23 protein-coding genes and 1 riboswitch are annotated in these 23,028 nt (G+C 43.7%); of the genes, 1 reads left to right on the top strand and 22 read right to left on the bottom strand.

The window, feature by feature from the left end; genetic code table 11:
- Window positions 1-38 precede the first annotated feature (38 nt).
- The 12 genes from ilvA to A5883_RS04050 form a co-directional block, all read right to left on the bottom strand.
- The gene (ilvA, locus tag A5883_RS04105) at window positions 39-1,292 is read right to left on the bottom strand and encodes a threonine ammonia-lyase IlvA (RefSeq protein WP_086338034.1); all 1,254 of its coding nucleotides are present in this window, start codon (window positions 1,290-1,292) and stop codon (window positions 39-41) included.
- 11 nt (window positions 1,293-1,303) lie between these two features.
- Entirely contained in the window at window positions 1,304-2,293 is a 990-nt protein-coding gene (ilvC, locus tag A5883_RS04100) for a ketol-acid reductoisomerase (protein WP_005229350.1), read from the bottom strand.
- A gap of 50 nt (window positions 2,294-2,343) precedes the next feature.
- Complete coding sequence (ilvN, locus tag A5883_RS04095; RefSeq protein WP_005229349.1) at window positions 2,344-2,820, bottom strand: acetolactate synthase small subunit; 477 nt, start codon at window positions 2,818-2,820, stop codon at window positions 2,344-2,346.
- A gap of 4 nt (window positions 2,821-2,824) precedes the next feature.
- Window positions 2,825-4,525: a biosynthetic-type acetolactate synthase large subunit gene (gene ilvB / locus A5883_RS04090; RefSeq protein WP_086338033.1), complete on the bottom strand. Its 1,701-nt coding sequence runs from the start codon at window positions 4,523-4,525 to the stop codon at window positions 2,825-2,827.
- 2 nt (window positions 4,526-4,527) lie between these two features.
- Complete coding sequence (ilvD, locus tag A5883_RS04085) at window positions 4,528-6,216, bottom strand: dihydroxy-acid dehydratase (protein WP_015510070.1); 1,689 nt, start codon at window positions 6,214-6,216, stop codon at window positions 4,528-4,530.
- A 567-nt stretch (window positions 6,217-6,783) separates the two neighbouring features.
- The gene (locus A5883_RS04080) at window positions 6,784-7,059 is read right to left on the bottom strand and encodes an HU family DNA-binding protein (RefSeq protein WP_003126821.1); all 276 of its coding nucleotides are present in this window, start codon (window positions 7,057-7,059) and stop codon (window positions 6,784-6,786) included.
- Window positions 7,060-7,293: 234 nt separating this feature from the next.
- Window positions 7,294-8,604 carry a ribosome biogenesis GTPase Der gene (der, locus tag A5883_RS04075; RefSeq protein ID WP_005231911.1) on the bottom strand — a complete coding sequence of 437 codons (1,311 nt, stop codon included), beginning with the start codon at window positions 8,602-8,604 and terminating at the stop codon, window positions 7,294-7,296.
- 163 nt (window positions 8,605-8,767) lie between these two features.
- The gene (gene rpsA, locus A5883_RS04070; protein WP_005229333.1) at window positions 8,768-9,982 is read right to left on the bottom strand and encodes a 30S ribosomal protein S1; all 1,215 of its coding nucleotides are present in this window, start codon (window positions 9,980-9,982) and stop codon (window positions 8,768-8,770) included.
- 212 nt (window positions 9,983-10,194) lie between these two features.
- A complete protein-coding gene (cmk, locus tag A5883_RS04065) occupies window positions 10,195-10,866 on the bottom strand; it encodes a (d)CMP kinase (protein ID WP_086338032.1) in 672 nt (223 codons plus the stop codon).
- A gap of 105 nt (window positions 10,867-10,971) precedes the next feature.
- Window positions 10,972-11,595, bottom strand: coding sequence for a LysM peptidoglycan-binding domain-containing protein (locus A5883_RS04060; RefSeq protein WP_015510072.1), 624 nt, complete (start codon window positions 11,593-11,595; stop codon window positions 10,972-10,974).
- Window positions 11,596-11,667: 72 nt separating this feature from the next.
- Window positions 11,668-13,050, bottom strand: coding sequence for a RecQ family ATP-dependent DNA helicase (locus tag A5883_RS04055; RefSeq protein ID WP_086338031.1), 1,383 nt, complete (start codon window positions 13,048-13,050; stop codon window positions 11,668-11,670).
- On the bottom strand, window positions 13,044-14,039 hold the full coding sequence (locus tag A5883_RS04050; protein ID WP_086338030.1) for a helix-turn-helix domain-containing protein: 996 nt from the start codon (window positions 14,037-14,039) through the stop codon (window positions 13,044-13,046). The genes A5883_RS04055 and A5883_RS04050 overlap by 7 nt, the downstream gene beginning before the upstream one ends.
- A 26-nt stretch (window positions 14,040-14,065) precedes the next feature.
- On the opposite strand from A5883_RS04050, the gene A5883_RS04045 reads away from it, so the two are divergent.
- Window positions 14,066-14,281 (top strand): ferredoxin, encoded by a 216-nt coding sequence (locus A5883_RS04045; RefSeq protein ID WP_005229322.1) that lies wholly within the window; start codon window positions 14,066-14,068, stop codon window positions 14,279-14,281.
- Window positions 14,282-14,340: 59 nt separating this feature from the next.
- On the opposite strand, the gene A5883_RS04040 is transcribed toward A5883_RS04045, so the two are convergent.
- From A5883_RS04040 to A5883_RS03990, 10 genes are all read right to left on the bottom strand, one after another.
- Window positions 14,341-14,934 carry an ECF transporter S component gene (locus A5883_RS04040; protein WP_086338029.1) on the bottom strand — a complete coding sequence of 198 codons (594 nt, stop codon included), beginning with the start codon at window positions 14,932-14,934 and terminating at the stop codon, window positions 14,341-14,343.
- A 150-nt stretch (window positions 14,935-15,084) separates the two neighbouring features.
- A riboswitch (FMN riboswitch) is annotated at window positions 15,085-15,209 on the bottom strand.
- Window positions 15,210-15,288: 79 nt separating this feature from the next.
- On the bottom strand, window positions 15,289-16,005 hold the full coding sequence (locus tag A5883_RS04035) for a pseudouridine synthase (protein ID WP_060792339.1): 717 nt from the start codon (window positions 16,003-16,005) through the stop codon (window positions 15,289-15,291).
- A 2-nt stretch (window positions 16,006-16,007) separates the two neighbouring features.
- Window positions 16,008-16,592 (bottom strand): SMC-Scp complex subunit ScpB, encoded by a 585-nt coding sequence (gene scpB, locus A5883_RS04030; RefSeq protein ID WP_005229316.1) that lies wholly within the window; start codon window positions 16,590-16,592, stop codon window positions 16,008-16,010.
- Window positions 16,585-17,334 (bottom strand): segregation/condensation protein A, encoded by a 750-nt coding sequence (locus A5883_RS04025; protein WP_005229314.1) that lies wholly within the window; start codon window positions 17,332-17,334, stop codon window positions 16,585-16,587. Before A5883_RS04025 ends, scpB begins: the two co-directional genes overlap by 8 nt.
- Before the next feature lie 14 nt (window positions 17,335-17,348).
- Entirely contained in the window at window positions 17,349-18,239 is an 891-nt protein-coding gene (xerD, locus tag A5883_RS04020; protein ID WP_015510075.1) for a site-specific tyrosine recombinase XerD, read from the bottom strand.
- Window positions 18,240-18,472: 233 nt separating this feature from the next.
- Window positions 18,473-18,922: a ferric iron uptake transcriptional regulator gene (gene fur / locus A5883_RS04010; RefSeq protein WP_015510076.1), complete on the bottom strand. Its 450-nt coding sequence runs from the start codon at window positions 18,920-18,922 to the stop codon at window positions 18,473-18,475.
- A 109-nt stretch (window positions 18,923-19,031) separates the two neighbouring features.
- On the bottom strand, window positions 19,032-19,895 hold the full coding sequence (locus A5883_RS04005) for a CvfB family protein (protein ID WP_015510077.1): 864 nt from the start codon (window positions 19,893-19,895) through the stop codon (window positions 19,032-19,034).
- Window positions 19,896-19,929: 34 nt separating this feature from the next.
- Window positions 19,930-20,247: an AzlD domain-containing protein gene (locus tag A5883_RS04000; protein WP_010749225.1), complete on the bottom strand. Its 318-nt coding sequence runs from the start codon at window positions 20,245-20,247 to the stop codon at window positions 19,930-19,932.
- The gene (locus A5883_RS03995; protein WP_086338028.1) at window positions 20,240-20,947 is read right to left on the bottom strand and encodes an AzlC family ABC transporter permease; all 708 of its coding nucleotides are present in this window, start codon (window positions 20,945-20,947) and stop codon (window positions 20,240-20,242) included. Before A5883_RS03995 ends, A5883_RS04000 begins: the two co-directional genes overlap by 8 nt.
- Window positions 20,948-21,065: 118 nt before the next feature.
- Window positions 21,066-22,961 (bottom strand): cell division site-positioning protein MapZ family protein, encoded by a 1,896-nt coding sequence (locus A5883_RS03990; protein ID WP_086338027.1) that lies wholly within the window; start codon window positions 22,959-22,961, stop codon window positions 21,066-21,068.
- Between the last annotated feature and the right edge of the window lie 67 nt (window positions 22,962-23,028).

Genomic DNA, 23,028 nt, shown 5'->3' with positions numbered 1-23,028 from the left:
TGATTTCCTCTTCTTCCAAAGGAAAATCATGTTTTTTCTTAAACCAAAAGTGAGTAGAGTGATTGATTTTGCTGAAGGTTGATATAGTTTTGGTCAAACTGTTCAATTCGTGACAGTAATGCGGGGAGATCTTTTTTGTGTTTCAACAAGATTCCCAGCATTACTGGTCCTGTTCCACGATTGATTTTTTTTGTATATTCAAACCTAGTGATATCATCATCGGGACCTAATACATGGCTAACAAATTCCTTCAACGCACCGGGACGTTGTGGGAAATTGACGATAAAATAATGTTTCAATCCTTGATAGATCAGTGATTTCTCTTCGATCTCTGCCATGCGGGAACTATCATTGTTACCACCACTCACAATACAGATGACCGTCTTGCCTTTGATTTGCTCTTTGATCTCATCCAGGGCTGCCACGCTCAAGGCACCAGCTGGTTCAGCGACGATCGCTTGTTTGCTGTATAATTCTAGAATCGTTTGGCAGATTGCACCTTCTTCCACCGTTACCAATTGATCCACATAGCGTTTGGCATGGGCATAGGTCTGAGCTCCGACTTGTTTGACTGCCGCACCATCGACAAAGGTTTCAATATGCTCTAAAGCCACCGGTCCTTGATGATCAAAGGCGGCTTGCATCGAGGCTGCCCCTACAGGTTCTGCTCCAACAACTTTTATATTTGGCTGCTTTTCTTTCAAATAGGCTGCGGTCCCGCTGATCAAACCACCGCCACCAATGGCAGCCACCACTAAATCGATCGATACTTGTTTTTTTTCAGCATCCGCCAACATTTCCACGGCTACTGTTCCTTGTCCTGCGATAATATTGGGATCATCAAAAGGAGCAATGAAAGCCATTTGCTTTTCTTTTGCAAAGTGTTTAGCCGCTTGGGCTGCCGCATCAAACGTATCTCCCACCAATTCGATTTTGACATAATCTCCACCGAAAAAGAGGACTTGCGCGATTTTTTGCTGTGGCGTCGTTGTCGGCATGAAAATGACCGCTCGGATCTGCTGTTCTTGACAGGTATAAGCAACACCTTGCGCATGGTTCCCGGCACTGGCACAGACGACGCCACGACGAGTCAGTTCAGGATCTGCCTGGGTGATCGCATAGTAGGCACCTCGTAATTTGAAGGAGCGGACTTTTTGCAAGTCCTCTCGCTTCAACAAGACCGTCGCTTGATACTTCTCAGATAAAAAGCGATCATACTGCAGCGGCGTATGACTAACTGCTCCCCGCAGTCGCTCGTAGGCTTGTTCGATTGCAGAAACTGTCACCAACAAACGCGTCCCTCCTAATCTTTCGCAACAAACGGCATCATTTTCCGTAACTCGCTGCCGACTTTTTCAATTTGATGATTGCCGTTTTCCTCACGCATTTTATGGAATTCAGGGAAGCCGTTTTGATTGTCTTCAATGAATCCTTTCGCAAATTGGCCGTTTTGGATGTCTGTCAATACGGCTTTCATGTTTTCTTTGGCTTGTGCAGTGATTACCCGAGCACCAGAAACGTAGTCACCATACTCAGCCGTATTCGAGATCGAATGGCGCATTTTTTTGAAGCCTCCTTCATAAATCAAGTCAACGATCAGTTTCAATTCATGACAAACTTCAAAATAAGCCAATTCCGGTTGGTACCCCGCTTCTACCAATGTTTCAAAGCCCGCTTCGATCATACTGGTCAAACCGCCACAAAGTACGGCTTGCTCACCGAAAAGATCGGTTTCGGTCTCTTCTTTAAAGGTCGTTTCCAAAACGCCGACCCGTGTGGCACCAATGCCTTTTGCATAGGATAAAGCCGTTGCTTGTGCGTTACCAGTCGCATCTTGATAAACTGCAAACAAGGCTGGTACCGCAAACCCTTCGGTAAAGGTTCGACGCACCAAATGACCTGGTCCTTTTGGCGCAACTAGAAAAACATCCACCTCTTTTGGTGGCGCGATCACATCAAAATGAATATTGAAACCATGAGCAAATGCCAATGCATTGCCCGCAGAAAGATTCGGTTCGATCTCATTTTTATACAACGATCCTTGGATCTCATCGGGTGCCAAGATCATGACTACATCCGCTTTTTGAACGGCTTCGGCTACTGGGAAAACCTCAAATCCATCGTTTCTTGCGGCTTCCGCTGATTTTCCTTCACGAATGCCGATAAAGACTTCATGACCTGTGTCCCGTAAATTTTGCGCATGAGCGTGCCCTTGAGAGCCGTAGCCGACGATCGCAATCTTCTTGTCTCCTAGATTATCTGTAACTTCCTCGTTGTAATATACTTTTACCATACTTGTTTCCTCCGAATTCTTTCTTTATTTTAAGCAATTCAAAATTGCACTTACCCTCTTGTAAAGCCAGTGACACCCGTCCGTGCCAATTGTTTGATGCCGTATGGACGTAAAACTTCGATGCATGCTTCTACCTTTTTCGTATCGCCAGCAACTTGCACAACGATTGTTTTTAGTGCCACATCGACAATGTGCGCTCGAAATGGATCGATCACTGCTTGGATCTCCGAACGGCTTGTGGTTGGCGCATTGACTTTGATCAGCACCAGCTCCCGTTCGATATGAGGAACTTCTGTAATATCAGAAACCTTCAAGACATCGATCTGCTTGTTCAGATGCTTAGTCACTTGTTCTGTTTCTGCCAAATCGTTCACGTTGACAATGATCGTCATACGTGAAAACTCTGGTCGTTCTGTCGTACCGACAGAGATACTCTCAATATTGACTTGACGACGGTTCAAGACACTCGTGATACGGCTCAAAACACCTGCTTCATTATGGACGATTGCTGCTAATACCCGTTTCATCCCCTTAGACCCCCATCATTTCATGATTGGCTTTCCCCGGTGGGATCATCGGCAGCACATGCTCAGATGGCGAGACCATTACTTCGATCAGCTGCGGCCCAGCTTGAGAAAAAGCTGCTGCCAATTGATCAGCCAGTTGCTCTGGGGCATCGATCCGACAGCCTTCAATGCCATAAGCCTGTGCCAATTTGACAAAATCAGGCTGCTGCGCAAAAACGGAGGCAGAGCGCCGCTTGCCATGGAATGTTTCTTGCCATTGGCGAACCATTCCTAAAGAGCAGTTGTTCAATAAAACAAATTTGACATTCAAGCCATACTCATTCAAAATCGCAAATTCTTGGTTCGTCATTTGAAATCCACCATCGCCAACGAACACCACGACCATTTTTTCTGGATGAGCAAATTGAACGCCGATTCCTGCAGGGATGCCATAGCCCATCGTTCCTAGTCCGCCACTGGTGATCAATTGTTTGGGAAAGCGAAAAGGATAATACTGCGCGACCCACATTTGATGCTGACCAACATCGGTGATGACGTAAGCCTCTCCTTTAGTCAAACGCCCTACTTCTTCGATGACTTTTTGTGGTTTGATCTCTTGTGTCTGAGTGCGATCATAGCGATAAGGTTTTTCCTTTTTCCGTTTTTGGCATAGATCCAACCAAGTCGTCCAGGTTCCTCTTGTTGGTGGGTACCGCAGCATTTGCTGCAAAGCAGCCTTGGCATCGCCGACGATTGGGATCTTTGTCGTTACGATCTTGCCGATCTCCACTGGGTCAATATCGATATGAGCAACGATCGCCTGCTTGCCGAACTGACTGCCGGCCGTTGCTAGGCGATCATCGAAGCGAGAGCCGATATTGATAATCAAATCGGCTTCTGATAAAGCCATGTTCGCCGCATAGGTGCCATGCATACCGCCCATGCCTAAGAAAAATTGATGATCACTTGGCAGTAAGCCTAAGCCAAGCAACGTTGTCACTGTCGGCAACTTGTACTTGGCAATAAATGCATTTAGTTCAGCTGCAGCTTCAGCAGCGATCACGCCTGCACCCGCCAGTACCACTGGTCGCTGAGCTTTTTCCAAGACTTTCATCAGTTTTTCGATTTGCAGACGGGATGGCTCTGCCGTCGGCTGATAACTTTTCCTTGTGATCGGCAATGAGCAGGTTTCAGCGGTTTCTTGTAATGTAATATCTTTCGGAAGGTCGATGACAACCGGTCCTTTTCGCCCTGTGGAAGCGATATGGAAGGCTTCAGCGATCACTTTTGGCAGCTCATCGACACAGCGGACTTGGTAGTTGTGCTTCGTGATCGGCAACGTGATACCCAGAATATCCGCCTCTTGGAAGGCATCTTTGCCAATTCCTGGTACCGCCACTTGTCCCGTGATAACTACCAATGGTACGGAATCACTCATAGCATCGGCAATGCCCGTGACGACATTTGTAGCACCTGGTCCGCTCGTCACTAAAACGACCCCAACATTGCCAGTAGCTTTGGCATAGCCTTCAGCGGCGTGGATCGCGCCTTGCTCGTGACGCGTCAAAATATTCGGAATCGCTGCATCATATAATTGATCATATAACGGCAGGACGGCGCCGCCAGGATAGCCAAAGATCATTTCGACGCCTTGCTCTTGTAAGCTGTCCACTAATACTTGTGCGCCAGTCCTTAGATGCGATGCTTGATACTCGATATTTTCCATTGCTACTCCTCCTCATCAGGTACTCGCATAATCCCGCCCGTATTGGCAGAAGTCACTAAAGCGGTATAACGTGCAAGCCATCCTTTTTTCACTTTTGAACGAAACTTCGGTCGTTCTTGCGCACGCTGGGCAAGCTCTTCATCAGATACTTGCAGATTCAGCGTTCGATTTGGTAAATCGATAATGATTTCATCGCCATCGTTGACAAGGCCTAATGGACCGCCTGCAGCGGCTTCTGGCGAAATATGGCCAACGGCGATTCCTCGGGTCGCTCCTGAAAAGCGACCATCGGTGATCAAGGCGACATCTTTGCCTAACCCACGTCCAACGATGCTTGAGGTAGGCGCCAACATTTCTGGCATACCTGGTCCTCCTTTTGGTCCCTCATAGCGGATCACTACAACATGTCCTTTTTGTACGGTATGATTGTCGATGGCAGCAACTGCTTCATCATGTGAATCAAAACAGATCGCTTTGCCTTTGAACACTTGGACACTTGGATCGACCCCACCGACCTTGATGACACTGCCTTCTGGGGCGATATTACCGTACAAGATCGATAGACCACCCACAGGACTATACGGGTTTTCTTTGGGATGAATAACTTCTTCGTTGTGGATCTTCGCTTCAGCGACATTTTCTCGTAACGTCTTGCCTGTGACAGTCGGTCGATCAGGATGAATCGCTCCCTCGATATCACAAAGCTCCCTTATGATTGCGGAAACGCCGCCAGCTTCATGAACATCGTGCATCGAATAGGCTGATGATGGCGCGATTTTTGAGAGATAAGGCACTCTTTTAGCGATTTCATTGACCCGTCTTAAGTCATAATCGATCTCAGCTTCATTGGCGATCGCTAAGGTATGCAACACTGTGTTGGTGGAACCCCCCATCGCCATGTCTAAAGCGAAGGCATCATCAATAGCTTCTTTGGTCACGATGTCTCGAGGTTTCACTTGTTTTTCAACAAGATCCATCAACTTAAAGGCGGCTTGTCTAACTAGTTCTCGTCGTTCTTCAGACACGGCAAGAATCGTACCATTGCCTGGCATTGCCAATCCTAAGATCTCTAAGAGACAATTCATTGAATTGGCAGTAAACATCCCAGCACAGGAACCGCAAGTCGGACAGGCATTTTGCTCCATAAATTCAAAGTCTTCTTTCGTCATGTTGCCAGTCTTGTAAGTCCCCACGGCTTCAAACATGGAAGACAAGGTTATCTGGTGGCCCCGTGGATCAATACCGGCTTTCATCGGACCGCCAGAACAAAAGATCCCCGGTACGTTCGTCCGCATCGCTGCTAAAATCATGCCAGGAGTGATCTTGTCGCAATTCGGGATATAAAATACGCCGTCAAACCAGTGAGCATTGATCACGGTTTCTGCGGAATCAGCGATCAATTCTCGGCTGGGTAGCGAATAACGCATGCCTATATGGCCCATCGCAATGCCATCATCCACACCGATCGTATTGAACTCAAAAGGGATGCCGCCAGCTTCACGAATCGCTTCCTTAGCGATATCTGCTAACTCCCGTAAATGCACATGTCCAGGCACAATATCGATATAGGAATTACATATCGCAATAAATGGCTTGTTCATGTCATGGATATTTTTTACTTGTCCTGTGGCATAGAGCAGACTCCTAGCTGGCGCTGCATCGATCCCTTTTTTAATCTGATCACTTCTCACACTCATCATCTCCTGCATTTTGGAATAAAAAAAAGCATCCCGGTTATAAAAAACTGGGATGCTTTGCCAGAATCCCATTTTACTTACGCAAATAGGACTCAAACAAACGGATAATTTTTGCTTCCGTGTTCTAAGTCCTGGTATCAATAATAATGACTAATAAATATTGATTAAAATTGCGCATAGAAAATGGCTCCTTCATTAGAAATAGTAACGTTCTTGTAATTGTTTACCAATATACCCTTTGCAAAAACACTTGTCAACGAATTTTCTGAATTTTTTTTCAATAATGACAATTCCAAGGAAACCTTCCTCACATTAGATGTCATTTAATCGCTTGCTTCTTTTGATAAAAATGACTTTTAAATCAACTTTATTCTTGCTTGAGAATTAAAGTGAGCCCGCAACCCTTGTTTTTTTTAGACCAAAAGAAAAACAAAAAATATTTTTGAATTTTCTGACAATAATAACCATTTCTTTTCCCATTCGATCCGCCTGCATGGTGGCAGTCCCTAGTTAGACAAAAGAAAAAACCCTTGATTACTCAAGGGTTTCTACAAGACTCAATTATTTCACTGCGTCTTTAAGAGCTTTACCTGGTTTGAATGCAGGTACTTTGCTAGCAGGGATCTTGATTTCTTCACCAGTTTGTGGGTTGCGTCCTTTGCGTTCTGCACGAGAACGAACTTCAAAGTTACCAAAGCCGATCAATTGAACTTTTTCACCGTTAGCTAAAGCGTCTTGAATTGTTGAGAATACAGCGTCTACTGCTGCAGTTGCGTCTTTCTTAGTTAAGTCAGTAGCTGCTGCAACTTTTTCGATTAATTCTGCTTTATTTGCCATGGATGGTTTCACCTCCTGATATTTTTTTTGATGTCATGCATCAACAAAAATCTTGAGTGGTCCAAGGTTTTTGTCAAATATTGATTACCATCAATATTCTGATATAACGTTATCATAAGAACCTTGTAATATCAAGGATTTTAACGTTTTTAGGGGGTTTTTTTTTGGTTTTTTCCCATTTTTCTAGAAAAGGACAGATTTCTTTGTAAAAAGAAACAAAGTATGATAAAATCTCTATTTTCTTCTGCGAGGAATGATCCGAATCGGCGTTCCTTCAAAAGTGAATGCCTTGCGGATTTGATTTTCTAAGAAACGTGCATAAGAGAAATGCATCAGTTCTTCTTCGTTGACAAAAATAACAAAAGTTGGCGGTTTGACAGCTACTTGCGTCGCATAAAAAATCTTCAAACGTTTGCCTTTGTCTGTTGGGGTTGGGTTGATCGCCACAGCGTCCATAATGACGTCATTCAACAACGCAGATGGAATACGCATGTTTTGATTCATGCTGACTTCTTCAATCAATTGCGGCAGCTTATTCAAGCGCTGTTTCGTCACTGCGGAAACAAAAATGATTGGCGCGTAATCCAAATATTGGAATTCGTCTCTGATTTCTTCTTCAAAATCACGCATCGTATTCGTTTCTTTTTTCAATGTATCCCATTTATTGACAACAATAATGATTCCACGGCCTGCTTCATGGGCATAGCCAGCGATCCGTTTGTCTTGCTCGCGAATCCCTTCTTCGGCGTTCAAGACCATCAAGACGACGTCTGAGCGTTCAATGGCCCGCATCGCCCGCATCACACTGTATTTTTCAGTAGACTCGTAGACCTTCCCTTTTTTACGCATCCCTGCCGTATCAATCATGGTAAATTCTTGACCGCTTTCGCTGGTAAAATGGGTATCGATCGCATCACGAGTCGTTCCTTCGATATCAGAAACGATCACTCGCTCTTCCCCTAGAATTGCATTGATCAAAGAGGATTTACCGACATTTGGACGACCAATCAAACTAAACTTGATGATGGAATCATCTTCTTCTTCTGCTTCATTGGTGAAGTGTTTGACTGCTTCATCAAGAACATCCCCGATCCCTAATCCATGACTTCCTGAGATTGGGTATGGATCGCCTAGACCCAAACCATAAAATTCATAGATGTCGGTACGCATCTCGGGATTATCAACTTTGTTGACGGCTAAAATCACGGGTTTGTTGCTTTTGTACAGCAAACGAGCCACAAGCTCATCAGCATCGGTTACTCCTTCACGAGCACTCGTAATAAAAACAATGACATCTGCTTCATCGATGGCGATTTCTGCTTGATGCTTGATTTGATCCATAAACGGCTCATCACTTAAATCGATCCCACCTGTATCGATTACGCTAAACTCACGGCCTAGCCATTCACCGGTGGCATAAATACGATCTCTGGTCACTCCTGGAGTATCCTCAACGATCGAAATTCGTTCTCCAGCTATCCGGTTGAAAATGGTCGATTTCCCCACATTCGGACGTCCAACGATCGCTATTGTTGGATTTGACATTTTTTACCCTCCATTTAAAAAAGCAGTCCTTGTACGCTGCTTCTTGTATTCAATCTTACTTAGTTTACCTAAAGCCATGGAAAGTTGCAAGCTTTCCTGGCAAACAAAAAACCAGCTTATAACAAATTCAAACATCGAATCGTTATAAGCTGATGGCATACAATTACTCTTCGTCGCTGTCTTTTAAGGCATCACCTAAGATATCACCCATAGTAAAACCAGTTGATTCTTCTGGCAATTGATAGTCGTCCTCTGAAACCTCTTGTGTTTCATTGGTGTTTTCGGCTTTTTCTAATGCTTTGATACTTAATGCGATTCGGTGTTCTGAAGGGTTCACTTCAAGCACTTTCACTTGCACTTCATCACCTTCTTGTAAGACTTCATGTGGTGTCGCAATGTGTTTATGGGAGATTTGTGAAATATGGATCAGCCCTTCAACACCTGGGAAGACTTCCACAAACGCACCGAAGCTTGTCAAGCGTTTAACAGTCCCTGTCAAGACACTGCCAACAGCCGCTTGCTCTTCAATATTGGTCCAAGGTCCAGGCAATGTGTCTTTGATCGAAAGTGACACACGTTCTTTGTCTGCATCAACAGATAAGATACGCACATTGACGGTATCGCCAACAGATAAAACGTCACTCGGTTTGCCAACATGTCCATGAGAAATTTCAGAGACATGGACAAGTCCATCGATGCCGCCAAGGTCTACGAAGGCACCAAAGTCGGTCAAACGCGCTACTTTTCCTTCTACTTCTTGTCCTTCATATAAATCAGCTAATAAAGCTTCTTTTTGTTTTGCTTTTTCTGCTTCGACAACTGCTTTATGAGAAAGGATCAAACGGTTTTCTGAAGGCTCGATCTCAACGATTTTGAAGGTCAATGTTTTCCCTTTGTAATCTTCGAAATCCGCAACAAAATGGTCTTCGACCATTGATGCTGGGACAAACCCACGAACACCTACATCAACCACTAACCCGCCCTTAACGACGTTGGTGACTGGTGCTTCAATGATTTTTCCTTCTTGGAAATCTTTTTCGATATCTTCCCAAACTTTTTTCGCGTCTAAGCGACGTTTAGAAAGGAGATAGCTGCCGTTTTCTTTGTCTTTACCAATTGCTGAAATCACAACCAATTCTAAGACATCCCCAACTTTGACTGCTTCGTTGATGTCTTCAACAGGTAAAGTTGATAATTCTTTTGCAGGAACAACGCCTTCAACGCCGGCGCCTTCGATCCCTACGATCGCTTGTTTATCCTCAATGGCCAATACCTCACCTTTAACGATATCTCCAACTTTTACTTCTTGGAAATTGTCTAAAGCGGCTTCCATTGATTCATTTCCACTCTCAACCTGATTATTTTCAAATTCTGTCATCTCTCATGTCCTCCTAACCAACAATTCTGCAATAATTGCACTACATCTTTTAGTTTAAAATAGAATGAAAAAAAAATAAAGCGATTTCTCTTATTTTCCTAAAAAACTACGGTTTTTTCGTTAAAAAAGTCTTTTCACCTCTGTTTTCTTACTCACTTTCATCTTTTGGTTTCGAAAAATAAAAAAACAATGGGGAACACCCATTGTTTTTGTTAATCAATTTTTTCTTTGAATGTTTTTTTGATTGCTTCGACGACTTGCTCGATCGTTAAACCAGACGTATCGATTCGAACCGCATCCTCCGCTTGTTTCAAAGGGGAGACTTCTCTGTGAGAATCCAGATAATCTCTTTGCTGGATCTCTTCTTTCAACGTCTCATAATCGGTTTTGATCCCTTTTTGCTGATTTTCTTTAAAACGGCGCTGTGCGCGTTCTTCCACACTTGCTACCAGAAAAATCTTGACTTCTGCTTGTGGTAAAACCGCCGTACCAATATCGCGGCCATCCATCACGACACCGCCATCTTTAGCGATCATCTGCTGTTGTTGGACGAGTTTTTCGCGGATCGCAGGGTATGCCGACACCTTCGAAACTGCGTTGGTTACTTCTGGCTGACGGATCGCTTCTGTGACTTGCTCTCCTCCTGCAAAGACCTCTTGACCGTGTTCAGTCGGTTCAAAAGTGATGGGGTATTGATCGATCAAAGCAGCGATCGCCGCTTCATCTTCAAGTGAACAGCCCGTTTTTAAAGCTAAATACGTGATGCTTCGATACATGGCACCAGTATCCGTATAAATAAATCCCAGGTCATTCGCGATGATTTTTGCCACTGTGCTTTTCCCAGATGACGCAGGACCATCAATAGCGATGTTGATTTTTTTCATTTTTCTTACTCCTCGTTTCCCAACGATGTGTATTCCTTCATCGTTTCTGCTTATCGTCCACCTTGGCTTCTCTCTTTCAAGAAAAAAAACCGCCAAAGCGGTTTTTTATTTAATTCGTAAGGTGTCGCCAGGGTAAAGCATGTAGTTGTTTGGATCAATTCCATTTAATTGATATAGGGTTTCAACTGAGATGCCTGTACGGGCTGCCACTTGTTCAGGACCTTCGCCAGCTTGGACTGTCGTGTATTCCTCGGTACCAGTTGCGCCTTGACCTTGATCAGTTTGCGTATTCTCTTGTCCCGCATTGTTTTCTTGTTGCGCCGGTTCACTACTTGATGGCGTCGTTGAAGCTGGTGCAGAACTACTGCTACTTGATGAAGAACTTGATTCACTTGTTGACGAACTCGTTTCACTTGTCGATTCCGTAGTGGATGATTCCGTCGTTGATGATTCGGTTGTTGAAGACTCTGTCGTACTTTCTACAGTACTGCTCGAACTTGCTGTGGTTGGGGCATCATTGTTATGGTTCAATACCCAAATACCGGCACCAACCGGAATTGCCACGATCAAGAAAAGCAAAACTAAAACGATCGTCAAAAAGAGTGAATTCCCACGCTTTTGTTTTCTTTGTTGGGATCTTGATGCAGAATCATCGTATTCTGTATCATAGATTGGTTGTTCCCACGGTTCTTGATTTTCTGAATTGTAGTCATTGTCTTTCTTGCTCACTCGTATTCCCTCCTAGTTTCCTTCCGATGTATTATACCATAGGTAAATAAAAACTGTCCTACAAAATACGATTCAATTTATATCTTTAAAAATTTTTATTAAACGTTCCTGCCAATGATGGGCTTCCTTTTTCTCGGGCAGCTGTTCTTCACCCGCTATTTCGATCCCGTCATTGTCGCAACAATAAGGATTCTCCTGGGCTTCCTCTCCGAAATGCGCCAGTAAAAATTGTCGGCGACAACCTGTAAAATGAATATAAGCCAACATTTTCTGTAATTGTTCTTGTTTTTGCTGTTCATTGCGTTTTAATGTTTCCAGCCAAAAGGAAGTCCCCAACTCTTTCATTTTTTGCTGCCACTTTTCTTGCAACGGTGTCAAGGGTTCTTTCCTCTTCTCCTGAACCATTCGTTCTAAAGCAAGGCGTTCTTCTTTATTTTCTCGCTGAAAGAAGTAATGGATCTGCTCATCATGTTCCTGATAAAGCAAAATCGCATTGCTTTGTTTGCCATCACGACCAGCTCGCCCGATTTCTTGACTGTAATTCTCTAACGAATCAGGTAGATCATAATGGATCACAAAGCGAATATCTTCCTTATTGATCCCCATCCCAAAGGCATTGGTAGCAACGAGTAATTTTAATTTATTCTGAGAAAACTGCTGCTGCAACGTTTTTCTTTGATCACTCGCGAGACCACCATGATAATAGCCTACCAAATAGCGCTGACGCAGTTTGTTATAGACTTCTTCGACTTTGCTTCTTGTGGAACAGTAGATGATCCCAGCCCCGCCTAAGCGGCTGAGATAGTCTGCTAATGCCGCATCTTTGTCTGTCGTTTGCTCTACGAACAAGCCGATATTGCTGCGGTTCATCGAATAACGGTAGACATTGGCGTTCTTTGCTAATAATACTTGCCGTATGTCTGCTTCCACTTGTGCTGTTGCAGTAGCCGTCAAGGCTAATGTGACGGGTGCCTTCAAGCGTTTCTTTACTTCACCAAGCTGCAAGTACTCTGGTCGAAAATCAATGCCCCATTGCGAAACACAATGGGCTTCATCCACCACGAGCATGGCGATCTTAACCTGTTCCAATTGATGCAAAACAGCTTCTTGTACGATCATTTCTGGACTTAAAAACAAAAACTTGTACTTCTGCAAATGCTGCATCACATACTGGCGATCAGCAAGGTCCAATTGACTATTAAACGCAATCGCGTGTTTTTCCCCTTGCTTTTGTAAGCCGTAGACTTGATCTTCCATCAAAGAGACTAACGGCGAGATAATGATCACGATCCCGTCTACTAGGTACCCTGGCAGCTGATAGCACAGACTTTTGCCATTCCCAGTAGGTAGAATCGCTAACGTATCTTGCTGTGCTAAAACACTTTCGATGACTTCTTTTTGTCCTTGGCGGAATGTTTTGAAACCAAAATACTGATTCAGTGCATCTTCTAACATCGAATCCCCCGCTTCTGAGCAATCTGTAACAAACGAATCGTCAAAAAATCAGTCGTAAGAAGCGCCTGTAATTCTTGATAGCTATTTTTCCAAGAAGCTTCTGGCAGCTTTTTCAGCAACGCTGTATCAAAGCGCTGAAAAGGAAACGTTGGATCAAGCAATGCCCACTCAATCAAATGATCATTAACAGTTCCTCGTTTGATCCTTCTTTTTTCCATAATCTGCTCGACAGAATCGCCTCGCAAAAACAATGCTCGGCTTTCCACCATGCTTTGGTTTAAATTTCTCTTTAGAAAAGGCGACAATCCTCGAAACAGGATCGTCTGGGGCGTGTTTTCGATCAAGGTTAAAAATTGATGGATCGAAGCTCCTACATAAAGAGTGTCCCAAGGCTTACTTTGAACATTTTCTGGTAAAAGCTGAAAAAACGCCTGCCCTAGAATATCTGGACCAGATAAGGTGCCCGCTAAAAAATCTGCCACTTCTGCGGGAAGCTGGTCAAAAATTGCTGATAGCTCTTGATACAGGCACTTTTTGATGTCAGGATTGTGACGGATCAGCTGACGGACAGGTTCTGTATAGAGTGGCGTGTTTTCAACGGGAATATACTGATTGGTCACGCCTTGATACGCAGCTGCTTGAACCAGCAGCCGAACAAAACGCCAAGCCTCCTCCGTCGTTCTTCCATAACGAAAGTAATTCGCATACCGCAACAATCGTTCACCTGGCTGCTGGCTGTTTCTAGCGGTCGTTTTGAGCAGCAGACCATCTGAATCTCGACTTAGAGCCCCTCGTTGGATCAAGTTAGCGAGCGTCTGTTGATACGCTTTCTCATTCAGCTGGGGCAACGATTGAAAGAGACCTAAGCGATCATAAAAAAAGGCATAACTCAAGACAGAGCTAGTACGCTTACCAATGAGAATTTGATAAAGTGTTGATGGGCGCAGCTTGTCAGTATCAGAAAACAGCGCTAAAATAAAAGAATCCATATTTCCCCTCCAGAAAGGACTAAAAAATGTCACAACGCTGTAAAATTATTCCTGAGCGCTGCATTGCTTGTGGCCTATGTGCGATCTATGCCCCCGAGATCTTCGATTATGATGAAGACGGGATCGTTTTATTTGCCCAAGAACCGAATGCTCGGCAACAGTTTATCATAGAAGACCAACAAGAAAAAGTCAAAACTGCTTATCGCAAATGCCCTACCCGTGCGATTATCATGGAAAAATAAAAAAAGCCGACTTGCCATTGACAGACCTTTCGTCTGCAACAGCAAGTCGGCTCATTTTTTTATTTTCCTATAGCAGAATGATGGGGCTGCTTACGAGCCAACCATGGCAGCAGTTTGGCGTGAAGTGCTAAAAAGACAGCACTGACGATTGCGCCTTTGACCAAATTGAAAGGTAAGATCCCGATCGCCACATATTGCGGCAAAGACATTCCTAAAAATTGATCGGCTGTGACCCCGAAAAAGCGCAGGTAAAGCGGTGTGATCATAAATAGGTTCGCCACACTCATAAAAATCGTTACCGACAAGATACCGCTGATGACACCAACCATTTTGTTTTTGGTGTGAATACCTTTGCGGAAAAAGTAGTACATTGGCAAAGTAAAGGCACATGATGCTAAAAAGCTTGCCGTATCCCCCACCATATCAGCAGGTGAAAAACCAGATAAGAACAAATGCAGCACCGAACGAATGAAAGCAGTCAATACCCCGCTCCAAGGACCAAATAAAAACATCATGATCATCACGGGAATATCACTAAAATCGATCTTTAAAAAGCTGAATGCTGGGAAAATCGGAAAAGCGATAAATTGCAAAATTGTTCCCATAGCAGCACACATGGCGATTGTCACCATTTTTCTTGTTTTGTTGTTCATCAGTATAAATCCTCCTAAGTTCAGGATTCCTCTTCAAACGAACCTATTAAATTTCCTCGGCTTTCTTGTCGGCGCCAGACAAAAAATGCCCTCTTTTTTCCACAGGGAAAAAAGAGGGCATTCGAAATAGCCATAAGCAAATCAAATACGCTCTATCTTCTTTATCCAGACTGTACTGTCGGTATCGGAATTTCACCGATTCAGCTATTTCCGAAGAAATAGGTCGTGGACTATAACCACCGGTCGGGAATTGCACCCTGCCCCTGAAGACGAACCTTTATTCTATTTATTACATGTTCTATTATACACAAAATCTAAAAATTAACAATAGTTACGTTTTCAGATACTTTTCAACTATTTTGCACTATTTTTCAGCTGACTGACTTCCTTCTTCGACAATTCTCGATATTCCCCTGGACGAAGACCTTTCAAATCTAACGGACCATAATTTTCCCGTTTTAATTTTTGCACAGGCAAACCAACTGCTTTTAACATATTTTTGACTTGATGGTTGCGTCCTTCATGGATCGTCAATTGCACAATACTAGATTGCGCTGTTTGGTCTGTCGACAAGATCTCAAAGCGAGCAGGTGCCGTCTTACGGCCTTCGATCCGAATCCCTTTTGTCAATGGGAGCAGCTGCTTTTTATCCGCAATCCCTTTGACTTTGGCAACGTACACTTTGTCGACTTCGTGTTTCGGATGCATCAGTGTCTGTGACAATTCCCCATCATTTGTCAGCAATAACAAACCAGAGGTATCATAGTCCAAGCGCCCGACGGGATACACCCGTTCAGGAACTTCAGCAAAATAATCCAAAACGACTTTGCGCTTTTTATCATCCGTTACAGCTGAAATCACACCACGAGGTTTGTAGAATAGATAATAGACGTGTTGTTCTTGTTCGATTGGTACACCATCGACTTCAACAACATCTTTTGAGCTAACTTGGACCCCTAATTCTTTGATCACTTGCCCGTTGACACGCACTCGGCCTTCGGTTATCAATCCTTCAGCTTTTCTTCTTGAGGTGATGCCAGCATGGGCAATCACTTTTTGCAAACGTTCCATCTTCATTCTCCTTCTGTTTCTGCTTGTTTGTAGCGGTCGTAAAAAAGATCAAACGGTGCATCTTCTTCAAGTTCATCTTCCATGGATTGGATATCGGGTAATTCAGCCAAACTTTTTAAGCCAAAATAATCCATAAAGTATTCCGTCGTACCATATAGGATCGCTCGTCCTGGTCCGTCAACGCGGCCTTTTTCTTCAATCAGTCGTTTTGCCACCAATTTTTGAACCGATCCGCTAGATTGGACGCCGCGGATCTCTTCTACTTCCATCCGAGTGATCGGCTGCTTGTAAGCAATGATCGACAACGTTTCTAAAGCGGCCTGAGACAACGAGCTGCCCATCGGTGATTCAGCATATTTCTTCAATAAAGGGGCAAATTGTTTCTTGGTGGTCAAAATGAAATGATTGCCCACTTCAAGAATATGCAACGCAGTATGTTCATTTTCTTCATATTGCTGATTTAGTTCCTGCAAATGCTGATAGACACTGGCAGTATTGCTTTTGACTAAGTAACTCAATTCTTCAAGTCCGATCCCCTCATCACCGACGACGAATAAGATCGCTTCTAATTCACTATATTTACTCATCTTCTTTACCTGTTGGATAGAGCAGAATCGACGCATAATTGTCTGTTTGCTCTACTCGAATCGTTCCTTTTTTCATTAATTCTAACAGTGCCATAAAAGTCACCACAACTTCTGTTTTATTGTAGGTCGTAAAAAACGAATCAAAGCTGCGGCCTTTTTTGGCACTGACATGCTGCATCTCCAGCTGAATCGCCGCCATCTTTTCATCGATGGTGCTTTCATCAGGAGAAATTTTGGTTTCTAGTACTTGGCGATTTTTCTTTTTCTCGATCATTTTTTGAAAAGCCAAAAAGAGATCGATCGTATTGAATTGATTGGCTCTTAACTGATCTTCTTCCTCTTTGTATTCATCGACATCCATCGGATCTTTCGTATAATACAAACTGCGCTCTTCCGCTTTTTCGGAAAGCTGCTCGGCTGCATACTTAAATTTGCGGTATTCTAGCAGCTGTGCCACCAGCATATCTCGTGGATCTTCTTCGTACTCTTCCACTTCAGCAATCAGCTCTTGTTTCGGTAACAGCATCTGGCTTTTGATCGCCATCAGAGTTGCCGCCATGACTAAATATTCACCAGCGACTTCTAATTCTAAAATTTTCATGGCATGGATATACTGCATGTATTGTTCGGTGATGGTTGCAACTGGAATGTCATAAACATCGATTTCCAGTTTTTTGATCAAATGAAGCAGCAAATCCAACGGTCCTTCAAAGACAGCTAATTTTATTTTGATTTCTTCCATTCCATCCTCGATTTCTAGGCGCGCGGAAAGTGCTGCTTGTACACTTCCGTCATCCGTTTCTTCGTTATATGCGTGTAAATCTGAGTGGTCGAGATATCTGCGTGTCCTAACAGCTCTTGAACCGTTCGCAGATCTGCCCCGTTTTCTAATAGATGGGTCGCAAAACTATGGCGCAACGTATGGGGAGTCACATTTTTGGTGATCCCAGCTTGTCGAACCAAGGCTTTTAAATTTTTCCAGATTCCTTGACGAGACAGCTGCGTGCCATGGTTGTTTACAAACAGGTGGCTTTCATCCGGTGTTTTTCTCGTCAAATACGGACGTGCATCGCTGAGATACGTTTCGATCCATTGAATCGCTAAATCCCCTAATGGGACGATCCGTTCTTTGTCGCCTTTCCCGGTTGTTTGCAACAAGCCCATACTTAAATGCAAATCATTCAATTTCAAACCGATCAACTCGCTGACGCGCAAACCTGTCGCATACATCACTTCCAAAATCGCTCGATCGCGAATGCCCAACACCGCTCGAGTATCTGGTGTTTCGATCAAGCGCTCCACTTCCTGCAAACTCAAAGTGTCAGGTAGCTTCTGCTGTTTTTTCGGCGAATCAATATGCTGCATCGGATCATGATCTGTCAACCGTTCTTGACGCAAATATTGATGGAATCTTCGCAAACTGGAAACCATCCGAATCACGGTTGCCGAGGATTTTCCCGCCTCTTGCAAACTTTGCAAAAAAGACAAAACGATCACTCGGTCGATCTGTTGCCACTGCGTCACTTGTTTTTTTTGTAAAAACGCAAGATACTGTTGCAGATCCCGCTGGTAGCTGGCACGGGTATTTTGGGATAGCCCGCGCTCAATGGTCAAATAATGAAGATAATCAATAATTTGTTCGTTCATGGGGCTTCCTCTACTTTCAGCTTTTTTATCATATCAAATTCTGGCTCGTTTAGATAGTAGCTTGCCAACAAAAAAGAGGCATCTACCCGTATCTTTTTCCCAAGGAAACACCCGAATCATAGCAGATTTTTTGGTTTCTTTCAAATTGGAAAAAAGAGCACTCTTCCTATCGAAACCATCTGACTATCATTCGGGTGATAACAAATTTTTTTCAAATTACCCAGCTACAGACACTAGGCTTTGTTTTGGCATTTTTGGCAGACACCATGAAATGTCAACCGATGATCCTTTACTAAAAAATGGTACTTTTGTTCGACGATCTCTTCGACTGTGCCCAACAGATCCTCTTCAACCTCTTCGATATTGCCGCATTCCAAACACAACAAGTGATGATGGAAATGTTTGGCGCCTTCTTTACGTAGGTCATAACGAGCGACACCGTCATTAAAACTGACTTTATCGACGATTTTCAAATCCGTCAAAATCTCCAATGTTCGATAGACGGTTGCTAAGCCAATCTCAGAATTTTTTTTGCGCACAAAGAAGAAAATCTCTTCGGCGGATAAATGATCTTTCTCATTTTCTAATAAGACCAACAACGTCGCTTCTCGCTGAGGAGTTAATTTGAACCCCGACTCGTGCAATTGTTTCTTGGTCTTTTTTAACGCTGCTGTTGTGTTCATAGTTGCCTCCGTATGCCGCTAATTTATAACGATTCTAATTTGAGTGAGAATCACTCAAGACAAACATTGTAATCATTATAAATTAGAACAGCAAAAGAAACAAGTATTCTCAATTAGGTTTTTTAACAAGAATCGTAAAGCCATCTTTTTGCTCAATCAAACGCTGTTTCATCAAGGTTCCTAACGCCCGTTTAAATTGGCCTTTACTAATACCAAACGTTTGTAAAATCTCTTCTGGTGCTGATTTATCGGTAAAAGGAATTTTATTTTCTGGTGCTCGTTCTAAAAAGGTTAGGACCATGGCGGCATCATTTGAAATCGCCTCGTGGGCTCTTGGTTTCAACGAAAGGTTCAAGACGCCATCTGGACGAACCCCAATCACTCGTCCTTTGACAACTTCCCCAAGACGCGGCTCTTGATAGCGCTCTGATGGGTGGACGAAGCCAATATAAAAATCATCTGTCAATAAGTAGGTTCCCGCTAGTTTTAAGCGATACACGGTACCTGTAACATCTTGATTCTTCATCTGTTCCGTACCATTCTTACTCAGTGCCTTGAAGATTTTCTCATCTGCTAACGAAGCCCATATACGCTCTTTGTCGTCGACGCGCAAGCTGACCATCAAACGATCGCCTTTTTTGGGCCAAAGTTCCCGCATTGTTGGCAATTCATCTAATGAAACCACCATGTCCTTGTCTTTTAAACCGATATCGACGAAAACGCCTAAGTCACGACGGCTTCCTGTGACTGTACCAAAGGCATAATGCCCTTTGCGGCTTTTCGGAATATTCGTAGTGAGTACATTTTCTTGCTTTTGGTTTTGATAGCCAAACCCTTCGACGGCTTCACCTAAATGATGTTCGCCTTCTTCCTTGGCTAGTCGGAAGGTAACCCCGCCTTTTTGAACAAAATAATTCTGTTCATTTTCATCAATGATCAATCCGCTAAATACGGATGCTAATAAGTCTTTCATCTATTCTCTCCTTCTTCATAAAAACTGCCCGTTGCTAGAAAAAGAAACGCAGCAGTGCCATAGCAATAACGCCTGTGATAACGATCTTCATCAAATCTTTTGTATAATACCCCACCAACAATGCTGGGATACAGGCAACAGTTTCTTTGACTTTCAAGATGGGAAATTGCCCTTCTCGAAAGATCAGCAAATTTTGAACCAACAATGCCGCCAAAATACACAAAGGCAAGTAACTCAAAAAGATGGTGAAAGGTTTTGGAAATACGAGCTTTTTAGAAAATAAAAAAGGAACGATTCGCGGAATCCAAGTAACCAACCCACATGCTAGCATTAGTATAACAAAATTAGTCATGATGTGTCACCGTCCCAACCAAACATCCTGCCAAGGTCGCAGCTATTACCGCGATCTCAGCAGTAGAAAAACGCATAAATAAAATCAATGTCCCCACAACTGCCCCGAGTACTAAGAGCGTTTGCTGGGTTTTCTTCTTGAGGGGTCGCTCTACTTGAAATAAAAAAAGACCAACAAACATGGCTACCAAGGCAAAATCTAAGCCTAACGCTTCTGGATCTGGAATAAACGAGCCTAATAGTCCGCCCAAAAAGGTTGCGAAGATCCAACTCAAATACGCCATCACGTTCAACCCATGGGTCCATTTCGCTGTGACTGGTTTGTCTTGTTGCAGTGCCGTCGTCAAAACGCCATAGGACTCATCAGTCAAAAGCGTCCCAATCCCGATAGCAGAAAGCAAAGGAGCCTTTTTAAAATAGGAAGCCACTGATAAGCTCATTAAGAAATGTCGTAAATTCACTAAAAAGACGGTTGCGACGATCGTCATGAAAGGTGCTTGAATCGCGAGTAATGCACAAATAATAAATTGAGCACTGCCTGCATAGACAATAATAGACATTAAAATAATTTCAAGAATAGATAACCCAACGCCTTTTCCCACGACCCCCATCGCAAAACCAATCCCTAAGTACCCAAGAATCGTTGGTACACAAGCAATGACCCCATCTTCAAAGCGATCATATCTTTCTATTTTCTGCACAAAAAACCCTCCCTGTTTGAACGATTATCTTTCATCATATCGAAAACAGGGAGGGGAAACAAGTGTTTTTCACATGTGCATGTAATAACTCTGAAAGTTTTCTAGCGACTCAGGAGACTTAGCGAACGGTGTGATCGTTCCCATTGCCTCTGAAATAGCCAGTTTTGGCGTTTACCGTAAATAAGTATAGCGGGAACGCTGAATCATCCGTTCCTTTAAGCAAGCTGCCTTGGGCATTTGTCGCATAAAAATTGTAATAGCCTTCGCCGTTGACGATCCGCACGCGTTCAAAAGTATAACCACCATCAACCACGTAACCACGGGCAATCGCTGTGGCAATGATTTTTTCTTGGACACCATCTGCCCACACCCAAGCGCTATTGTTTACATCATTCAAATCACTTTGACGGGCTGGAATAATTGGCTGATTATTGGTATTTGTTGGCGTATTTGGCGAAAGCACATACTCTTCTTCAGACGTGCTTTGTGCAGGCGTCGCAGCGCTTGTAGAACCGCCGCTTGAAGCGGAAGCGTTGTTCTCAGAAACCGCCGCTTGTGCTGCTTCTTGGGCCGCTTGTTGTTGTGCCGCTGCTTCTTGCGTAGCGGTTTCACGCTTCGTCAACGCAGTATCGACTTTGCGCAGATCAGCAGTGAGACTTTCCACCAATGAATCGATCGGTAAAGCTTGGACTTTTTTCATCAAGGCATTGTAGTTCTCACGGGTGACACTTGCAGGTGCTTCACCATCACCACTTAAAGCCACCATGCTCTTCACCGCATTTTGAACTTCCTCGATCGCACTGAACTCTTTTTGTCCCATGTCGATGGCTTGATTGATCAACTCATCAAAGGCATCCCCGTTCTCACGCTTCGCCATTGTGACGGCAGCCGCTTCTTTCAATGAGACTTCTTCCAATTGATCTTCCACAACGGCAGGACTGCTAAAATAGCTGTTGATCTCGGTCAAAGTTGCTAGTTTGTCAGCGATCGTCGCAGCTTCTTGTGACAAGGCATCGTACCGTTCATGGTCTTGAAACTCTGCCAACTGATTCGTCACAGCCGTCAGCTGTTCTGATGTTTTGTCGTTTTTAATGAACACTCGTTCATCATTTGTATAAAAATCATTCAGCTCATTTTCAATTTGATCGAGTGTACGGTTTTCCTGCGCCAGTTGCGTTTCTCGGGCTGTTTCTTGTTGCTGCTGTTGATAGTAATACGCCCAACCGCCACCAGCTGCCACTAATAAACAAGCCGCTGTAATATAGAGTGCTTTGCGAGGACTCTTCTTTTTTTCGCTAGGCGTCGACGTTTTTTCTTCAGTAGTCGCCTTTTTCGGTGCTTCATCCGCTGCGGTGATCGGCTCAGGAATTGGATCGATCACTGGTTCTGGCTGCTTCTTCGCTTCTTCAATGACTGGATCCGTCACTGGTTCATCTTCGCTTATCAGTAGAGGTTCCTCACTGGCTTGTTCCTGACTTTCTTCTTCAGTAGCAGACAAATCATCAGTGGCGGCTTCTGCTTCTAGAGCAGCGGCTTTTTCTTCTTCATCAAGTTTGTGTTGGCGGATATAAGCAGCCAAAATATCAGCGTCATGCTGTTCCTCCGTACTTAATGCATCGGTTTCACTTGCTTCCTCACTGGCTGATGTCGCATGCTCTTGCGTTGCGCTAGAACTTTCTACTTCCGTTTTTTCCTCAGCTTCTTTCTTAGAGGCTGATGTGGGGGTTACATGTTGCTCATTGGAAAAAGTCCCTTGTTGCGCGAGGTCGATCGTTTCTTCATTTGAGGATGGCCGATCACCTAAGTGCTCCTCCATTTTTCCGATCGGGACGTTTTTAAAGTCTGACCAGCGAATATCATCATTTTTATTCTGTGGCTCTTCTGGCGTAACGGAAGACTCAGATGTTGGTTCCAGTTCATTCTCCTTTGCCTGGTTCCATTGGAACCCGCAATTGGGACAAACGGGTGTTTCTTCTATTGCTTGAAATCCACATTCAGGACATGTCTTCTTCATTGATTCAAACTGACTCCTTTTGTTTTTTGCATTTCCTTTTATGAAGCAGTCGCCTCTTTCATCAGAC

Source organism: Enterococcus sp. 5B3_DIV0040 (genome assembly GCF_002140755.1).
GTDB lineage: Bacteria > Bacillota > Bacilli > Lactobacillales > Enterococcaceae > Enterococcus_D > Enterococcus_D casseliflavus.
The sequence above is the reverse complement of the archived record's forward strand: the minus strand, read 5'-3'. Positions and strand labels throughout refer to the sequence as shown.

Bases quoted from the DNA above. Each gene is read 5' to 3' on its own strand.
- A5883_RS04080 (WP_003126821.1), bottom strand. From the start codon at position 7,059: ATGGCAAATAAAGCAGAATTAATCGAAAAAGTTGCAGCAGCTACTGAC.
- cmk (WP_086338032.1), bottom strand. From the start codon at position 10,866: ATGAAAAAAATCAACATCGCTATTGATGGTCCTGCGTCATCTGGGAAA.
- A5883_RS04035 (WP_060792339.1), bottom strand. From the start codon at position 16,005: ATGGAACGTTTGCAAAAAGTGATTGCCCATGCTGGCATCACCTCAAGA.
- fur (WP_015510076.1), bottom strand. From the start codon at position 18,922: ATGAACACAACAGCAGCGTTAAAAAAGACCAAGAAACAATTGCACGAG.
- xerD (WP_015510075.1), bottom strand. From the start codon at position 18,239: ATGAACGAACAAATTATTGATTATCTTCATTATTTGACCATTGAGCGC.
- ilvC (WP_005229350.1), bottom strand. From the start codon at position 2,293: ATGGTAAAAGTATATTACAACGAGGAAGTTACAGATAATCTAGGAGAC.
- A5883_RS03990 (WP_086338027.1), bottom strand. From the start codon at position 22,961: ATGAAGAAGACATGTCCTGAATGTGGATTTCAAGCAATAGAAGAAACA.
- A5883_RS04040 (WP_086338029.1), bottom strand. From the start codon at position 14,934: ATGAACAACAAAACAAGAAAAATGGTGACAATCGCCATGTGTGCTGCT.
- A5883_RS04050 (WP_086338030.1), bottom strand. From the start codon at position 14,039: ATGGATTCTTTTATTTTAGCGCTGTTTTCTGATACTGACAAGCTGCGC.
- der (WP_005231911.1), bottom strand. From the start codon at position 8,604: ATGTCAAATCCAACAATAGCGATCGTTGGACGTCCGAATGTGGGGAAA.
- ilvN (WP_005229349.1), bottom strand. From the start codon at position 2,820: ATGAAACGGGTATTAGCAGCAATCGTCCATAATGAAGCAGGTGTTTTG.
- A5883_RS04005 (WP_015510077.1), bottom strand. From the start codon at position 19,895: ATGAAAGACTTATTAGCATCCGTATTTAGCGGATTGATCATTGATGAA.
- scpB (WP_005229316.1), bottom strand. From the start codon at position 16,592: ATGAGTAAATATAGTGAATTAGAAGCGATCTTATTCGTCGTCGGTGAT.
- A5883_RS04055 (WP_086338031.1), bottom strand. From the start codon at position 13,050: ATGTTAGAAGATGCACTGAATCAGTATTTTGGTTTCAAAACATTCCGC.
- A5883_RS04000 (WP_010749225.1), bottom strand. From the start codon at position 20,247: ATGACTAATTTTGTTATACTAATGCTAGCATGTGGGTTGGTTACTTGG.
- ilvB (WP_086338033.1), bottom strand. From the start codon at position 4,525: ATGGAAAATATCGAGTATCAAGCATCGCATCTAAGGACTGGCGCACAA.
- A5883_RS04045 (WP_005229322.1), top strand. From the start codon at position 14,066: ATGTCACAACGCTGTAAAATTATTCCTGAGCGCTGCATTGCTTGTGGC.
- A5883_RS04025 (WP_005229314.1), bottom strand. From the start codon at position 17,334: ATGGAAGAAATCAAAATAAAATTAGCTGTCTTTGAAGGACCGTTGGAT.
- rpsA (WP_005229333.1), bottom strand. From the start codon at position 9,982: ATGACAGAATTTGAAAATAATCAGGTTGAGAGTGGAAATGAATCAATG.